This window comes from Microlunatus elymi, assembly GCF_007362775.1.
Taxonomy (GTDB): domain Bacteria; phylum Actinomycetota; class Actinomycetes; order Propionibacteriales; family Propionibacteriaceae; genus Microlunatus; species Microlunatus elymi.
The window spans coordinates 3,278,888-3,296,295 of record NZ_CP041692.1 but is presented as its reverse complement, the minus strand read 5'-3'; the positions used below and the strand labels follow the sequence as shown (position 1 = coordinate 3,296,295).

General features: G+C 67.8%; 12 protein-coding genes. 10 read left to right on the top strand and 2 right to left on the bottom strand.

The annotated features are described in order from the left end of the window. Window positions 1–8 precede the first annotated feature (8 nt). Window positions 9–1,163, top strand: coding sequence for a Gfo/Idh/MocA family protein (locus FOE78_RS14715; protein WP_143986968.1), 1,155 nt, complete (start codon window positions 9–11; stop codon window positions 1,161–1,163). A gap of 35 nt (window positions 1,164–1,198) precedes the next feature. On the opposite strand, the gene glgX is transcribed toward FOE78_RS14715, so the two are convergent. Further along, window positions 1,199–3,316: a glycogen debranching protein GlgX gene (gene glgX / locus FOE78_RS14710; protein ID WP_143986967.1), complete on the bottom strand. Its 2,118-nt coding sequence runs from the start codon at window positions 3,314–3,316 to the stop codon at window positions 1,199–1,201. Between the two features lie 226 nt (window positions 3,317–3,542). On the opposite strand from glgX, the gene FOE78_RS14705 reads away from it, so the two are divergent. The 7 genes from FOE78_RS14705 to FOE78_RS14675 all read left to right on the top strand — a co-directional run bounded on the left by FOE78_RS14705 (window position 3,543) and on the right by FOE78_RS14675 (window position 12,956). Then, window positions 3,543–4,931 (top strand): IS1380 family transposase, encoded by a 1,389-nt coding sequence (locus FOE78_RS14705; protein ID WP_143986966.1) that lies wholly within the window; start codon window positions 3,543–3,545, stop codon window positions 4,929–4,931. A 170-nt stretch (window positions 4,932–5,101) separates the two neighbouring features. Further along, a complete protein-coding gene (locus FOE78_RS14700) occupies window positions 5,102–5,905 on the top strand; it encodes an enoyl-CoA hydratase/isomerase family protein (RefSeq protein WP_143986965.1) in 804 nt (267 codons plus the stop codon). 11 nt (window positions 5,906–5,916) lie between these two features. Then, entirely contained in the window at window positions 5,917–6,663 is a 747-nt protein-coding gene (locus tag FOE78_RS14695) for a DUF3592 domain-containing protein (RefSeq protein WP_143986964.1), read from the top strand. A gap of 49 nt (window positions 6,664–6,712) precedes the next feature. Beyond that, complete coding sequence (locus FOE78_RS14690; RefSeq protein ID WP_143986963.1) at window positions 6,713–7,747, top strand: LacI family DNA-binding transcriptional regulator; 1,035 nt, start codon at window positions 6,713–6,715, stop codon at window positions 7,745–7,747. 97 nt (window positions 7,748–7,844) lie between these two features. Next, window positions 7,845–10,220, top strand: a complete 2,376-nt coding sequence (locus FOE78_RS14685; protein WP_143986962.1) for a glycoside hydrolase family 3 N-terminal domain-containing protein — start codon at window positions 7,845–7,847, stop codon at window positions 10,218–10,220. Between the two features lie 933 nt (window positions 10,221–11,153). Continuing rightward, window positions 11,154–11,933, top strand: coding sequence for an electron transfer flavoprotein subunit beta/FixA family protein (locus FOE78_RS14680; protein WP_143986961.1), 780 nt, complete (start codon window positions 11,154–11,156; stop codon window positions 11,931–11,933). Between the two features lie 75 nt (window positions 11,934–12,008). Next, window positions 12,009–12,956, top strand: a complete 948-nt coding sequence (locus FOE78_RS14675) for an electron transfer flavoprotein subunit alpha/FixB family protein (protein WP_143986960.1) — start codon at window positions 12,009–12,011, stop codon at window positions 12,954–12,956. Window positions 12,957–12,962: 6 nt separating this feature from the next. Here FOE78_RS14675 and FOE78_RS14670 read toward each other — a convergent pair whose 3' ends face one another. Next, a complete protein-coding gene (locus tag FOE78_RS14670) occupies window positions 12,963–13,865 on the bottom strand; it encodes a hypothetical protein (RefSeq protein ID WP_143986959.1) in 903 nt (300 codons plus the stop codon). 243 nt (window positions 13,866–14,108) lie between these two features. On the opposite strand from FOE78_RS14670, the gene FOE78_RS14665 reads away from it, so the two are divergent. Both FOE78_RS14665 and FOE78_RS14660 read left to right on the top strand, forming a co-directional pair. Then, window positions 14,109–16,547, top strand: a complete 2,439-nt coding sequence (locus tag FOE78_RS14665; RefSeq protein WP_143986958.1) for a hypothetical protein — start codon at window positions 14,109–14,111, stop codon at window positions 16,545–16,547. A gap of 51 nt (window positions 16,548–16,598) precedes the next feature. Further along, window positions 16,599–17,372 carry an alpha/beta hydrolase gene (locus tag FOE78_RS14660; protein ID WP_143986957.1) on the top strand — a complete coding sequence of 258 codons (774 nt, stop codon included), beginning with the start codon at window positions 16,599–16,601 and terminating at the stop codon, window positions 17,370–17,372. Window positions 17,373–17,408 lie beyond the last annotated feature (36 nt).

Genomic DNA, 17,408 nt, shown 5'->3' with positions numbered 1-17,408 from the left:
GCAACTCCATGCTCAAGGTCGGCATCATCGGCACCGGCGGAATCTCGGCCGCGCACCTGCGCGGGTACCTGGACCATCCGCAGCAATGCCAGGTCGTCGCGCTCTGCGACATCGTGCCCGGCAAGGCCGAGGCCAGGCGGGCCGAGTTCGACCTGCCGGACGCACGGGTCTACGCCGATGCCGCCGAGATGCTGGCCGCCGAATGGCTGGACCTGGTCAGCGTCGCGACCCCGCCGGACGCCCACGCCCCGATGACGATTCTGGCGCTGAACGCCGGCGTGAACGTGCTGGTGGAGAAGCCGATGGCGCCGTCGCTGGAGGAGTGCGACGCGATGATCGCGGCGGCCGAGGCTTCCGGGAAGCTGCTCGGCAGCGTTGCGCAGAATCGCTACCGCGACGACATGGCGAGTCTGAAGGAGGTCCTCGACTCCGGCCTGATCGGGACCATCTCGCACGCTCAGATCAATTCGGCCTGGTCCCGTTCGCTGCCCTATTACGACCTGTGGTGGCGGGGCAGGTGGGCGACCGAAGGCGGCGGCTGCACCCTCAATCACGCCATTCACCACATCGACCTCACCCTGTGGCTGCTCGGCCGTCCGCGGGCGGTCACCGCGGTGATGAGCAACGCCCAGCACGACAACGCCGAGGTCGAGGACCTGTCGGTGGCGATCCTGCAGTACGACCGCGGCCTGGCCGAGCTCACCAGCTCGACGGTGCATCACGGTGAGCAGCAGTCGATCGTGATCCAGGGCCAGCACGCCCGGGTGTCACAACCCTGGTCCGTGGCCGCCGATCGGCATCGGCCCAACGGATTCCCGGGCGGTGCCAACGATCAGTTGATCACCGAGCTCGACGCCGTCGCGGCTGCCCACCGGCCGCTGGCCAAGACCGGCCATCCCGGCCAGATCGGTGACTTCCTGGCCGCCGTCGCGGAAGGGCGCCGACCGGCCATCGACGGCACCGACGGCCGCAACGCGATCGAGTTGGTGACCGCGATCTACGAGTCCGCGATCGAGCGCAAGACGGTCGACTTTCCCTTGCAGCCGGACGATCCCTACTACCGAACGGGCACTCTGGTCGAGCGCGCCCCCCACTTCTTCGAGAAGCTCAACTCGGTTGATGACCAAGCAGGCGAGATCGTCGTCGGCGGCTCCGCCACCTGATCCGCAATAGCCCGGCTACTCCTTCGAGGCCGCGGCTACCGGACCGAAAGCACCACCACGGTGCGCCCGGGGATGGTCAGGATGCCGTCGCCGGGCACCGGATCGTTCGGAAGTTCGTCCTCGGTGCCGGTGTGCGCCAGCACCGTGTAGCTGTCGCCCCACCGTCCGCCCGGCAACTGCACGTCCGCCGGGTCGTCGCCGCTGTGGAACCAGATCAGCAGCGCGTCCTCGGCCTCTCGATCCGGGCGGTCGTCGGTCAGAAACATGCCCAGCGTCCGCCGGCTGCCGTCCTGCCACTCCTCGGTGCCCAGCTCGACCAGATGATCATGCGGGTAGCCGCCGAACCAGGCCAGATCCTTGCGCCCGGTCGGTTCACCGTCCAGCCCGGTCACCTGCTCGCCGTGCCGGAATCGTTCCCGCCGCAGCACCGGATGATCATGACGCAGCTTCAGCATGGTTTGGGTCAACTCGTACAGGTCGTGCCAGCCGTCGGCGGTGTCCCAGTTGACCCAGGAGATCGGGCCGTCCTGGCAGTACGCGTTGTTGTTGCCGCCCTGGGTGCGGCCGATCTCGTCCGCCGCGGTGATCATCGGCACCCCGGTGGCGAGGATGGTGGTGGCCATCAGGTTCTTGGCCTGCCGATGACGCAGCGCGTTGATCCCGGGATCGTCGGTCTCGCCCTCGAAGCCGCAGTTCCACGATCGGTTGTCGTCGGTGCCGTCCCGATTCGACTCGCCGTTGGCCTTGTTGTGCTTAACGTCGTAGCTGACCAGGTCGCGGAGCGTGAAACCGTCGTGCGCGGTGACGAAGTTGATGCTGGAATCGGCCGGCCGTTCGTCATGATCAAAAATGTCCGGCGAGCCGGCCAGCCGCGTGGAAAGCTCTTGTACGCCGCCGATGTTGCCGCGCCAGTAGTCGCGGACGAAGCCCCGGAAGCGGTCGTTCCACTCGCTCCAGCCGTTGCCGAAACCGCCGACCTGATACCCGTACGGACCGACGTCCCACGGTTCGGCGATGATCTTGATGTCGGCCAGCACCGGGTCCTCGGCGATGGCCGCCTTCAGCGGATGATCTTGGCGGACGTCGTGGTGGCCGTCCCGGATCAACGTGGTGGCCAGATCGAAGCGGAAGCCGTCCACGCCCATCTCGGTCACCCAGTAGCGCAGCGAATCCATGATCATCCGCTGCACGCCGGGGTTGGAGGTGTCGGTGGAGTTGCCGCAGCCGGTCACGTCGTAGTCGTTGCGCTGATCATGAGTCAGCCGGTAGTAGCCGGCGTGATCGATGCCGCGGAAACACAGCGTCGGTCCCTCGTGGCCGCCCTCACCGGTGTGGTTGTAGACCACGTCCAAGATCACTTCCAGACCGGCCCGGTGCAGCGCGGTCACCATCTCCTTGAACTCCCGCACCTGCGAGCCCATGGTGCCCACCGAGCAGTAGGAGGCGTGCGGCGCGAAGAAGCCGAGCGTGTTGTAGCCCCAGTAGTTGCTCAACCCGCGGCCGATCAGGAACGGTTCGGAGACGAAATGCTGGATCGGCAGCAGTTCGACCGCGGTCACGCCCAGGCCGACCAGATGGTCGGTGACCGCCGAGTAGCCGAGTCCGGCGAAGGTGCCGCGCAGATGTTCGGGCACCTGCGGATGCTGCTGGGTGTAGCCCTTGACATGGGTTTCGTAGATCACCGAGTCACCCAGGCTGCGCCGCTCGGCGATCGGGTCCGGCGGCGGGCTGTCCTCGACCACCACGCTCAGCGGGACCGCCTGGAAGGAGTCGGTCGGATCCGGGGTGAAATCGGACTCCGCGGTGTGGTCGGAGATCGGGCCGTTGTAGTCCACACCGCCGGTGATCGCCCTGGCATACGGGTCCAGCAGCAGCTTGGCCGGGTTGAACCGGCGTCCGTCCTCCGGCGCCCAGTCCCCGTGCACCCGGAATCCGTAGCGCTGCTCGGCACCGATGTCGGGTACGTGCCCACTCCAGACGCCGTCCGGGCCGAGCTCCAGATCGTGGTTGTGCTGGGTTCGGTCCTCGTCCACGAGCGCCAACTCGACCCGGGTGGCCCGGGGCGCCCACAGACCGAAACTCGTACCGCCGTCGCGGATCTGGGCGCCTAGCAGCGCGGTCTGGTCCGGTGTCGGCAGGTCGATCTGGGTCATGCGTGGTCTCTCGGTTCCTTGTCAGCTCGGGGGATGTCCCGACCGGTCATTCTGCCGTAGCCGCGCAAGTCGACTGACCGCGCGGCCTGTCGGCGTGTCCCGTTAGCCTCGGTGTTTCATGCGGTGGTTGCGACACCTGGGTTGAGAAGGGCGGAAGTGCCTGTCCTGTAAGGGAAAATGGGCTTGTCGAAGAGTCCAGGATCCCAAGTAGGAAGGCACTTCCAGGGTGAAGGGTAACAAGCGTCGCGGCAGACGGCCCAGGGTCAGCGCTGACGGCACCGGTGTGGTGTCTCATGCCGGGTTGGAGATGGTGCGGGAGTTGGCCGTCGATACCGGCCTGGTGGCGGCGTTGAACACCGCGTTGGCCGATACCTATCGGGGACCGTGGACCCATGCCCCGGGGCGGGTGCTGGCCGACCTGGCAGCCGCAGTCGCTGACGGGGCAACCGCTGTGTCGGGGATCGGCACGCTGGCCGATCGGGAAGACTTGTTCGGGCCGGTGGCCTCGATGCCGACCGCTTGGCGGGTGCTGGACCGGGTCGATGCCGACCATGTCGAGGCGGTGCGTCAGGCTCGGGCGATGGCGCGGGACCGGGCCTGGGCTGCCGGTGGCGGCCCCGACTTGGACCAGGAGTTGGTGATCGACTTCGATGCCTCGCTGCTGATCGCGCACAGTGAGAAGGAATCAGCCGAGCCGACCTGGAAGAAGACCTTCGGGTTCCATCCGTTGTTGGCGTTCCTGGACCGGCCCGAGATCGCGGGCGGAGAAGCTCTGGCCGGGCTGTTACGGCCGGGCAATGCCGGCTCCAACACCGCCGCTGATCATGCGGTGGTGCTGGACATGGCGTTGGCCAGCCTGCCCGAGCGGGTCCGGCCGCGGCCCACAGATCCCGGCTCGCCACGACTGTTGGCCCGGGCCGATGCGGCCGGTTCGACCCACGACTTCGCGCAGGCTTGCCGGGACCGGGGCGTCGGATTCTCTTTGGGCTATGGGATCCACTTCGGTGTCCAACAGATCGTCGATGTGATTCCCGAGCAGTGTTGGCATCCAGCCATCGAGGCCGACGGCAGCCTCCGCGATGGTGCCTGGGTGGCCGAGGTCACCGGCGCGGTCGACCTGGCCGGCTGGCCCGACCAGACCCGGTTGATCCTGCGGAAGGAACGACCCCATCCCGGCGCCCAACTGACCTTCGCCGACGCCGACGGGTTACGCGTGACCGGGTTCCTCACCGACACCGCCCCAGGCGTTGTGCCCGGCCAGGTCGCCGGGCTGGAACTGCGACACCGTCAACATGCCCGCGTCGAGGACCGGATCCGACAGGCCAAGGCCGCCGGACTACGGAACCTGCCCTGCCGCGGCTGGGACGAAAACGTCGCCTGGCTGGAGGTCGTGTTGATGGCCGCAGACCTGGTGTGCTGGACCCAACTGATCGGCTTCGCCGACTCCACTTCTCTGGGCCGTTGCGAGATCGCCACGTTCCGCTACCGAGTCCTCCACGTCGCCGCCCGGATCACCCACACCGCCCGACAAACCCGACTCCGCATCGACAAGACCTGGCGCTGGGCAGCCCAGATCGCCGACGGCTTCCACCGAATACGCGCCGCCTTCGACTAACCACTCGGCCCACCCCACCCGGCCAGCCCAAGGACCCCGGAGAACCGCCACCGCAGCGCCAAGCGGTACATCATCGCGCCCCGACCCACTCCAAACACATCCCCGCACCAACCACACCGACACCATGATCAACTACCCACCGCATGAAAGAGGGAGGTTAGCATGCGGCCATGGATGCCTCAGCCGACGAGTCTGTTCCCGCACCAGTGCGACTGGAGGTCGCGGACGGGGTGGCGACGCTCCGCATCGACCGCCCGAAGATGAACGCGCTGAACTTCGACGTCCAGGACCGGATCAAGGCTGCCGCGGAGGAGGCCGGCGACCGCGACGACGTGGCCGCGGTGGTCATCACCGGCGGCGACAGGGTGTTCGCCGCCGGCGCCGACATCAAGGAGATGGCGGCACTCAGCCACGCCGACATGGTCGCCCGATCCAGCGAGCTGGTCGGCTGTTTCCGGGCCGTCGCCGAGCTGGCCAAGCCGACCGTGGCCGCGATCAACGGCTACGCCCTGGGTGGTGGCTGCGAGCTGGCGCTGTGCGCAGACCTCCGGATCGCCGCCGAGGACGCGACGCTGGGGCAGCCGGAAATCAAGCTCGGCCTGATCCCCGGTCTGGGCGGCACCCAACGGTTGACCCGGCTGGTCGGGGTCGGCCGGGCCAAGGAGCTGATCTTCACCGGCCGGTTCGTGCCCGCCGAGGAAGCGTTGCGGATCGGGCTGGTCGACCGGGTGGTGCCGGCGGCCGACGTCTACCCGACCGCGGTGGAGTGGGCGCGGCAGTTCGTCGACGGTCCCCGGCTGGCGCTGGCCGCAGCCAAGGAGGCGGTTGATCTCGGTGCCGGTGTCGACCTGCTGACCGGCCTGGAGATCGAGCGTCGCCTGTTCGCTGCACTGTTCGACACCGAGGATCGCAAGCTGGGTATGGCATCCTTCATCGAGCACGGGCCGGGTAAGGCTCGTTTCGTGGGGCGGTAAAAGGAGGGCTTGTGCGCGTGGTGCTGCGGATCGTGGCGATCCTCGGCTGCCTTCTCGGCGTCGTCTTTCTCGCTGTCGGAGTCTTCCTGGGGGTCAGCTCGATCAGCTTCCGCAGCTCCGCGGTGCACGCAACCGGAACCGTGGTCGAGGTCCGGGAAAGCCTGTCGTGCTCGGACAGGCCGTCCCGTCGCGGGACGGGCGGAGGCAACAGCGGATGCCAGCGCGTTTACACCCCCGTGGTCAGGTTCACGACCGCGACCGGTCGTCAGATCACCTTCACACCGGACTACGCCAACAGCTCCCGGCCGACCGTCGGAGCGTCGATCGGTGTGCTCTACCACCCGGACGATCCGCGGCATGCGCGGGTGGACAGCTTCAGCGACCTGTGGTTGCTGCCGATCATCTTCACCGGAATCGGGTTGCTGTTCGGCGCCCTGGGCGCCGTGTTCGCGTCCCGCCTGGTTGTGGGTGCCCGTCGTCGTGCCTGGCTGAAGGAGTCGGGGATGCGGATCCCGGCCCGGATCCAGGACGTCCGCCGGATCCAGAACGTCCGGATCAACGGCCGCAACCCGTGGCGGATCTTCGCCGGCTGGCAGGATCCGACCACCGGCCGGCAGTACACCTTCCGCAGCGACCTGCTCACTCAGAATCCGGCCGAGGCGCTGCAGGGCACCGGCACCATCGACGTGCTGATCGATCCCGCCGATCCGGGGCGCCGCTACTGGATGGATCTGGGTTCGCGCGCGATCGACGGCTGACCTGGTCGGGATCGGTAGGGTTCTCGCACCAGCGTCAAGGGGAGTGAACATGGCAGGTCCTGGCTCGGCGTCGGACGAGGGGCGGGTGACGATCGCCGCCATCGCCGCGCAGGCCGGGGTGTCCGTGCCGACCGTGTCCAAGGTGCTGAACGGGCGCAACGACGTGTCGCCGGCGACCCGGGCCAAGGTCGAGAAGCTGCTCCGGCAGGGCGGCTATCGACGCCGCCGTGCGACCAGCAGCAGCCCGGTGCCGATGGTCGATCTGGTCTTCCACGAGCTCGGCAACCCGTGGGCGATCGAGTTGATCCGCGGGGTGGAGGATGCCGCCCGCGAGGTCGGCGTCGAGGTCGTGCTGAGCGAATGCGGTGCGTCCCGCCGCCCGCGCCAGGCCTGGATCGATTCCGTCCTGAATCGGCAACCGGCCGGCATCATCATGGTGTTCTCCGACCTCGCCGCCGATCAGCGAGCGCAGTTGGATGCCCGGCAGATCCCGTACGTGGTGGTGGATCCGGTCGGCGAGGACGACGAGACGTTGGCGTCGATCGGCTCCAACAACTGGAGCGGTGGCCGGCTGGCCACCCGGCACCTGATCGATCTCGGACACCGGCGGATCGGGGCCGTCAGCGGTCCTACCGACACCATCTGCGCCCGGGCCCGAATGGACGGCTACGCCGACGCGCTGCGAACCGCCGGCATCGCCGAGGACTCGACGTTGATCCGCGAGGGCAGGTTCACCGTCGACAGTGGGTACGCCGCCGGGCGCGAGCTGCTCGCGTTGTCCGATCGGCCGACGGCGATCTTCGCCGGCAGCGATCTGCAGGCGCTCGGCGTGCTGCGCGCCGCCCGCGAGGCCGGGCTCGAGGTGCCGACCGACCTGTCGGTGGTCGGCTACGACGATCTGCCGCTGTCGGACTGGGTGTGGCCGGCGTTGACCACGATCGAGCAGCCGCTGTACGAGATGGCGGTGCAGGCCACCGCGATGGTGCTGGCGATGTCCCGGGGCGAACAACCGATCAGCCGCCGGATCGACCTGGCCGTCCGGCTGATCGAGCGGCAGAGCACCGCCCCGGCCGGGTCGGATTGACGACCGGACCGCGTCTCATTAGAGTCGGATTTCGCAACAGTGTCGAAAGTTTCGGCCCCAACAGGGATTCGGGCCGTGGCTGGATGGGAAGTGATCCGTGCACAGCTGGAACGACGCCGACCTGCCTGTCGCCGAACGCGTCGACCGGCTGCTGGCCGAACTGACCGTCGAGGAGAAGATCGGCCAACTCGGCAGCTTCTGGCCGCGTGACAGCAACCGGGAGGATGGCGAAAGCAAGGCGGCCGATCCGGTCGCGGTGCACGCGGGCCCCGATTCGGACACGTCGCCCAGCGGTGAGGTGGCCCCGATGCAGGCCGTCTTCGACGCCGGCCGCCGGGGTTTCGACCGGACTGCCGAGCACGGACTCGGTCAGCTGACGCGTGTCTTCGGCACCGCACCGATCAGCCCGGCCGACGGGGCGGCCCGATTGAGCGAGCTGCAGCGACGCGTGGTCAAGCAGTCCCGCTTCGGCATTCCGGCGATCGCGCACGAGGAGTGCCTCACCGGGTTCACCAGCTACGGTGCCACCGTCTACCCGGCAGCGATCGCCTGGGGAGCGACCTTCGATCCGGAGTTGATCAAGGAGATGGCCGCCGCGATCGGATCGGATCTGGCCTCGGTCGGCGTGCATCAGGGATTGGCGCCGTTGCTGGACGTCGTCCGCGACTACCGCTGGGGCCGGGTCGAGGAGACCATCGGCGAGGATCCCTACCTGGCCGGCACTCTGGGCACCGCGTACGTGCAGGGTCTGCAGGGCGCCGGCGTGATCGCCACCCTGAAACACTTCGCCGGCTACTCGGCGCCGCGGGCCGGACGCAATCACGCACCGGTGCCGATGGGGCGCCGGGAGTTCGGCGAGATGATGCTGCCGAGCTTCGAGATGGCGGTCCGTCTCGGCCGGGTGCGGTCGGTGATGAACTCCTATTCCGACGTGGACGGGGTGCCGGTCGCCGCCGATCACGAGCTGCTGACGGTCACCCTGCGTGACCGCTGGGGCTTCGACGGTACCGTCGTCTCCGACTACTGGTCGGTGCCGTTCCTGCACACCATGCACCGGGTCGCCGGAGATCCGACCGAGGCCGGCGCGCTGGCGTTGGCCGCCGGCATGGACGTCGAACTGCCCGAGACCAGTGCCTATCACCGGCTCGGCCAGGCGTTGAAGGACGGCCTGATCTCCCAACAGCAGTTGGATCTTGCCGTACGCCGCGTGCTCACCCACAAGATCGAGTTGGGTCTGCTCGACGCCGACTGGACGCCGGATCCCACGCTGTCGGATGTTGATCTTGACAGCCCACGAAACCGCGACATCGCCCGCCGGGTCGCCGAACGATCGGTGATCTTACTCGCCAACGATGGGGTGCTGCCGTATCGGCCGTCGGACGGCGCCAAGATCGCGGTGATCGGCCCGTGCGGTGGCGACATCCGGACGTTCTTCGGCTGCTACTCCTTCCCCAACCACGTGCTGTCCCGCGCGGGCAGCAGCGAGATCGGGCTGCCCGGCGACGACCTGGTCACGGCCCTGTCCGCAGAGTTCGACCGGGCCGGGGTGACCTGGGCCGGCGGGGTCCCGATCCAGGACGAGAATCGCTCCGGCATCGCCGGGGCGGTCGAGTTGGCGCGGTCCGCCGATCTCGTGGTGCTGACCGTCGGCGACCGGGCCGGCATGTTCGGCCACGGCACCTCGGGTGAGGGGTGCGACTCCGTCGACCTGTCGCTGCCAGGGCTGCAGCGGGAGTTGGCCGAGGCGGTGCTGGCGGTCGGTACACCGGTGGTGCTGACGGTGATCTCCGGCCGTCCGTACGCGCTGGGCGGGCTGGCCGAGCGCAGCGCCGCGGTGATCCAGGCGTTCATGCCCGGCATCGAGGGCGGTGCCGCGTTGGCCGGGGTGCTGTCCGGCCGGATCAACCCGGCCGGCCGGTTGCCGATCGGCATCCCCGATCACCCGGGCGGCCAGCCGGGCACGTACCTGGCACCGCCGCTGGGCTGGTTCAGCGACGGTGTCTCCAATCTCGACCCGCGGCCGCTGTATCCGTTCGGACACGGCCTCGGCTACACCGACTTCGCTCTGAATGATCTTGAGCTGGACCGCACCGAGATCGCCCCGGACGGCACCGTCGAGGTGTCCGCCACGGTGATCAACACCGGTGACCGCCACGGCTCCGAGGTGGTCCAGTTGTACGCCGCCGATCCGGTCGCCCGGGTGACCCGGCCGCTGAAGCAGTTGATCGGCTTCGCCCGAGTTGATCTTGAACCGGGTCAGCGCAGGAAGGTCACGTTCACCGTGCATGCCGACCGGTTCAGCTACCTCGGCCCGGACTACCGGCGGATCGTCGATCCCGGCACGATCGAGTTGTCGATCGGACGCTCGAGCGAGGATCGCCCGCTGACCGGCGAGATCGAGATCATCGGCGCCGTGCGTGAGGTCGGCGATCGGCGCATCCTGGACACCCCGGTCAAGATCACCGAGGGTTGATCATCGGCGGCCGGAGCCGCATGCGGAGGGCACTGAGCCAACTGGTCACCGTCGTACCGCGTCGGTACACACAAGTGGACGCGAGGCACCTCCCGGCCAGCAGCCGCGCCATTCGAAGACAAGAGGCTGAGATTCCGCCCGCGACAAAACCACCCTGATCGTGCCAGGCGATCGCTGCGGATCTCATTGATGCGGTCACCGACCACAGTCTTCCAAGTCTCGTCGATCCCATCCTGATCGACGCCGCTGTCATCAACGCTGTCCAGCAGTGTCCGCGCGACATCCTCCGCTCTATGGGCGACAGTTCCATCGCCGCTCGGATCACCTCGGCTGCTGTCATGGCATCGGTCTGGTAACCCGATCGCCGTCGGCGCTGCCACGAACCTGACCAGCGCCAGAAACCTCCTCAGCACTGTCAGCCCGGTGTCAGATGCGGATCGATCACCGGGCGCCATTTGCGTGATCGCGAACCTGCCGGATTCCCCTGGAGCGTGCGGAACCGCTCGCGCGGACTGGCTTGTCCGGCATCGATCCCTGGGATCAAGGCACCAGATCAAGAAACTCGTGGTCCGCCGGTGATTTTGACCGTCTGGCGCCTCATATTCAGGTCCCCGGACCGCCGACGTCCCCGGGCCCGAGGTGCAGCCGGACGTTGCTGCCACCCGAGAGTCGTTTCCCAGCGGGACACCCGTTTGGGGCAGATTCACGCGGCACGGCAGAGTGTCCGGTAGCCCTGCCCGGCTCCGGTGCCCGCAGGGGTGCGGCATAGCATCAGGTCCTTTCCGAACCCACCGCGGCGATCCTGATGGAGCAGGCAATAGGGTCGCGGTCATAGGCCGGTGCGGACAGCGACCAGGCCGGCCGGGGCCAGGTTACTGGTGAGTAATATGAGCGTCCGAACAAGCTCGCGGAGTCGACGAAGAAGGGCGAGAGATGAAGATCGTCACGCTGGTCAAGTACGTACCTGATGCCACCGGTGACCGGGGCTTCGCCGAGGACGGCACGGTCGACCGGGAGGCCACCGACGGCCTGTTGTCCGAGCTCGACGAGTACGCGGTCGAGCAGGCGCTCCAGATCGCCGACGACGGCGAGGACGTCGAGGTGGTCGCGTTGACTCTCGGTCCCGACGACGCCGACGACGCGATCAAGCGGGCGCTGCAGATGGGCGCAACCAGCGGCGTACACATCAACGACGAGGCGGTGCACGGCTCCGACGCACCGGCCACCAGCGCGATTCTGGCCGCCGCGATCCGCAAGCTCGAACCCGATCTGGTGGTGGCCGGGATGGCGTCCACCGACGGCACCATGGGCGTCGTACCGGCGATGATCAGCGAACGGCTCGGCTGGCCGGCCGCGACCTTCGGCGGCACCTTGAGCCTGGACGGCAACACCGCGACCATCCGCCGCGACGGCGATGCCGCCAGCCAGACCGTCGAGGTCACGTTGCCGGCCATCGTCAGTGTCACCGACCAGTCCGGCGAGGCCCGCTACCCGTCGATGAAGGGCATCCTCGCGGCCAAGAAGAAGCCGGTCGAGGAGTGGGAGTTGGACGATCTTGATCTTGATCTCGAGGTCGGCCTGGAGAACGCGTGGACGGCGGTGGCCAGCACGAATCCCAAGCCCGCCAAGGAAGCCGGCCGGCAGGTCGTCGACGAGGACGGCTCCGGCGCCGCCGCACTGACCGAGTTCTTGATCAACGGAAAATACCTCTGACCCACCATCGAGTTGTCGATGAGTAGTTGGGCCATAGCGCAACTACTCATCGACAAGTCAGATAAGGAATTGGCGATGTCGCAGATTTTGGTCGTGGTTGACGGCGCGGTGGCCAAGCCGACGCTGGAACTCCTGACGCTGGCCCGTCGGCTCGGTGATCCGGTCGCGTTGGTGCTCGGAGCGGACGGCGCGGACGCCGCCGGACCTCTGGGCGAGTACGGCGCGGTGAAGGTGCTGACCGCCGACGATCCGGCGTTCTCCGAATACCTGGTTACCCCGAAGGTGGACGCGGTGCAGGCCGCGGTCGAGTCCGTCCAGCCGGCGGCGGTGCTGTTCGGCTCCAGCCTGGACGGCAAGGAGATCGCGGCCCGGCTGGCGGTCCGGCTCGGTTCCGGACTGATCACCGATGCGGTCGATGTCGCTGCCGGCGACGACGGTCCGCTGGTCACCCAGTCGGTGTTCGCCGGAAACTGGACGGTGCAGTCGAACATCACCCACGGCATCCCGGTGATCACGGTGAAGGCGAACGCGGTCGCTCCCGAGGCGGCGCAGGCGACTCCGGAGGTCGAGGCGTTGTCCTTCGAGGTCGCCGAGTCGTCCAAGGGGGCCCGGATCGTCACGTCGGAGCCCAAGCGGGCCAGCGGCCGGCCGGAGCTCACCGAGGCCGCGATCGTGGTCTCCGGCGGACGCGGCACCAGCGGCGACTTCTCCCCGGTGGAGGAGTTGGCCGACGTGCTCGGCGCCGCGGTCGGCGCCTCCCGTGCCGCCGTCGACTCGGGCTGGTATCCGCACAGCTACCAGGTCGGCCAGACCGGCAAGACGGTTTCCCCGCAGCTCTACATCGCCGCCGGCATCTCCGGCGCGATCCAGCATCGGGCCGGCATGCAGACCTCGAAGGCCATCGTCGCCGTGAACGTGGATCCGGAGGCGCCGATCTTCGCGCTCGCCGACCTCGGCATCGTCGGCGACCTGAAGACCGTGCTGCCCGCCGTCACCGAGGCGGTCAAGCAGCAGAAGGGCTGATCCAAGCTACGGCTCGAAGGAGCCGAACCGGCGCTGCAAGGTGCCCGGTTCCCGCGCGCGGACGACCGCGCGGATCAGCCCGATCGGGATCTCGGCGTGCAGGTCGCCGTGGTTCTGCTTGACGTACGGCCGGCCGATCCACGGATTCTGTGCCGCGGTCTGCTCTGCCGGAGCGTCCGGTTCCTCCGGGTGGTGGACCCAGGCCGCGTCCCGGTGCCGGACGGCGACCTCGCCGAGATACCAGCAGGCTCCCTCGGCCAGTTCGCTGTTGGCCGGGTCCAGCAGGTCCTCGACCGATCCGAATCTGGCCAGCAACTGCTGCTCCAGCCGGTCGAGGGATGCGACGGAGAAGTCCCAGGCGTCTGCGGCGCCGAACTGTGCCGTCCAGGCCGGATGGGAGCGCCGTCGTACCTCGAGCCAATCGCTCAACCACGGGTCGATGTGGGCCGTGGGGGCGGACCGGTCGACACCCGAGGTGTGTTCCTTCTCCGGTTGCCATTTCCGATCGTGTGCTCGCCGATCCGCGACGGCCCGTTCCAGCTCGGCCGCGGTGTCGGCGAAGACCGTTCCCGACTTCCGGTCGAGCGCATTCATGATCAACTCGTACGGGGAGATCGGCGCCAGTCCGAGCGCCTGATCCGTGATCACCACCGGCCGGCCGGCGACATCGTCCCAACGCCACCCGCCACCGGCGATCCGCATCAACGTCTCGCCCAGATAGCCGGCGATCGGGTCTGCCGAGTCGGCAAGGGCGGGGTCGATGAGCAGCGCCTGCTCCACCCGCGGAAGAGACTCCGGGCTGAAGTCGAGTCCGACATCGGCTGGCAGCACGAAGTCGCTCAACCCGTCCAGGCGCGGCGGAAGTTGATCCAGCCATTCCTGCAATTGCAGCTCGGATCCCGATCCCATGGCCGGCAGCCTAACCCGGGCCCAACTCAGCTTCCAAGATCAACTTCTGTGTGCTCAACTTCTGATTGATCAACAAACCAAAGTTGTGGCGACTTCACCTCATCCCTGGTTAGTATCCCGCCCGGGTACAAGCTTCCCCTGACGCCCAGTTGATCACCTTCTTCAATTGCGTTCGAAGGGACGTATTCCGTGCTGAGTGGGACCCGAACGTCCAGATACAGCGTCCGTTTGTTGGTGGTGGCGATGGCCCTCGGGCTCGCCGCGAGCCTGATCAGTTGGGCCCCGCCGGCCTGGGCCAAACCCGGTGACCCGATCGGCGGGAAGCTGTGCCGGGACGTGTATCCCGACCTGAAGGGCAAGCCGCTGACCGACCGGACCAAGATCCCCGGTCTGGGGTCGAACAATCAGTCGTCGCTGAACTCCACCAGAAAGTTCTCCTACGAGAACCCGGCCGAGGTCATCCGCGACATCGCGATGTCGGCCGACGACCTGCTCGAGCTGGGTTCGGACTACAAGCAGTACGACCCGGAGAAGGCGACCAGTGAGGCCGAATTCAAAGAACTCTGGCGCAAGCGGGCCGGTGCTCGATTCAACAAATACAACGAGGACAAGGCCAGCGACCTGGAGAAGTGGAAGAACGGCGAGATCAAGAAGAAGCCGAGCAATCCACTGCCCTGGAAGAAGTGGCTGAACACCTACATCCCCAACCAGGGCAACGATGCCAAGGGCAAGGCGTTCGAGAAATACCTGGTCGAGCAGTTGGGGCTGCTCGGCGACGACTGGTGGTGTCAGGCGGGCATCGAAGGCCCCGACGGCAAGCCGATCAACAACCGTCGCTACGACTTCTACAACCCGAAGTTGAAGGCCGCGCTGGACGCGAAGGCCTACAGCGGCACCGACCGCAAGCAGGTGCTGGTCGATCGTGACGTCAAGGCCAGGACCGGCGTCGACGTACAGCAGATCAACTCGCGCAAACCGACGAAGGCCACAGCCAAGTTCCTGACAGACAACGGCGGGCGCGCTCCCGCGCATTACCAGGCGAATGCCGAACAGGTGAATCGCTCCGCGCCGAAGAAGGGGACACCGGCCGCCAAGCTCTTCACCACCGACCCGAACAAGCCGTCCAAGGGCGCGATGCCGGACATGGTGAACCGGACGGGCAAGATCGCGGCGGAGGCGAAGTCCTACCAGGACGCCAACCGGCAGCTCTGGCGCGAGTCCGGACCACGCGCCGCGCCGCCGCCGAGGCCGGGTGGCATCGACTGGACGTCGATGGAGTTGCGCTATCTGGCCGACGATCCGAAGGGCCTGAACTACGCCTTCCGGGCCGACGACATCCCGGGCTTCGAGGACTCGGACGAGGCCGACGACGATGCGGTCGCGCCGGGTTACGGCGGACTCGAGGCCGCCGAGCTGTCCTCGGACGCGTTCTTCACCTGGCTCGCGTTGCCGCGGGAGAAATTCTGGGTCAACCTCAATCCGGATCAGCCGGATCGGGTGATCGACAAGACGTTCGCCAAGACCGACGCCGGCCGGGTGCTGCTCGAGGCAGACATCCAGATGAAGCGGGACAACGTACGGCTGATGCATCCGGACACCCCGTCGGGCAAGAAGTTCTGGGACGCGCTGAAGGTGGAGAACCACAGCCTCTGCTATCCCGGCGTACGGTTCTGGATCGAGCCGAAGCCGGCGATCGTGCGCCAGCACGGCGACGAACTGTTCATCCTGGACGCACCGTTGAAGGTGTCGGCCGAGCGGATGGACTACGACACCGCGCCGCCGGGAGGACAGGCCTGCCACGCTTCCGAGGCAACGCTGGATTACAACCATCGGCAGTACCTGAAGTACGTGGTGCCCGAGGTCGAGAAGGCGGTCAACAACAACGCCGCGTACGCCGACCTGCGCCGGGTCTACACCAGCCGGGTGGCCGCCGAGTGGATCCGGGAGCGGGACTGGAAGCACCCGGGCGCCTTCCACGACATCATCGACAGCGGCGACATCAGCCGCTGGCCGGCGCGGACTGAGTGGGATCCGCACGAGGTCTGGGAGGAGATGCGCAAGGAGTTCACCACCGTGCAGTACGAGGTGACCCGCGAATACTCCGACGGCGATCAGACCTACACGATCACCGTCGGCGTCTCCGGGGGTGTGGACTTCGGCCGATCGCCCCGGGACAACCTGAAGGCTGCGACGTTCAAGCGGGACTATCCGCAACTGCCCGGCACGGTGACCGCTTCCCGGAACGACGTGGTCGAGTACGGCGCGGAGGCCGACGAGGCGTTCCTCGGCGGCGACAGCCTGCCGGCACAGGAGCCACCCCCGCCGACGACCCCACCGCCGACCACCACGTCGCCGACTCCGACTGCTTCGCCGACCGCGACGGACGCACCGAGCGATCGGCCGACCGCGACCGGCCGGCCGACGACCAGCGAACCGCCCGCGAGCAGCACGCCGAAGCCGAGCCGCATACCGACCACGGACCCGGTTCGCCCGACGCACCGATCCCGGGACATCGCCCGGCCCTCGGCAACCACCAGTCCGGATCCCGCCGGGCTGGCGTCGACCCCGCCCGCCGGCGGCGATCTCGCACAGACCGGCGGCCCCGGGCTGCTTTCGGTGGTGATCGGCGCGCTGCTGGTATCGGCCGGCGTCGGCATCCTGCTTCGCCGACGTCAGCGCTGACGCGACGGGTCCACAACCGGATCGCGGAGGGGCCATGGCAGGCTGAGCGCCATGGCCCATCTGCGATGCGATTTCTATTCCGATGCGATCGGACTCAGCACCTCGATGACGGTGATCCTGCCGCAGCAGACCGAGACCCAGATCGGCATGACCGGCCGTGCCGGAGCCGATCTTCCGCCGGTGCTGTATCTGCTGCACGGGTTGAGCGATGACGACACGATCTGGCTGCGGCGAACCTCGATCGAACGCTACGCCGCCCCGCTCGGCCTGGCCGTGGTGATGCCGCAGGTGCACCGCAGCTTCTACACCGATCAGGCCTACGGGGGTCGCTACTGGACCTTCCTGTCCGAGGAGTTGCCGGCCCTCGTGCAGAGCTTCTTCCGCGTCTCCGATCGCCGTGAGGACACCTTCGTCGCCGGGCTGTCGATGGGTGGCTACGGCGCGATGAAGTGGGCGTTGACCGAGCCCGATCGGTTCGCCGCCGCGGCGAGCCTGTCCGGCGCGGTCAACCTGACCGGTCTGCGGACCGGACGCACCCGGCCGGACGACCCGCGGATGTTCGAGCGGATCTTCGGTGACGAACCGATCCCGGAGTCCGCGGATCTCTTTGCCCTGTTGGGAAAGGTCGACGTCGAGCGCAGCCCGAAGCTGTACGTCGGCTGCGGCACCGAGGACGGGTTGGAGCCGGACAACCGCGAGTTCGTCCGGGCGATCGAGGACCGCGGGCTCGATCTCCGCACGTCGTTCGTGCCCGGGGAACACGCGTGGGGCCTGTGGGACGCCGAGATCCAGCAGGTGCTCGACTGGCTGGCGCTGGCCCGCTGAACCTCGAAGCACGCTGGCTGAACCTCGAAGCAGCCT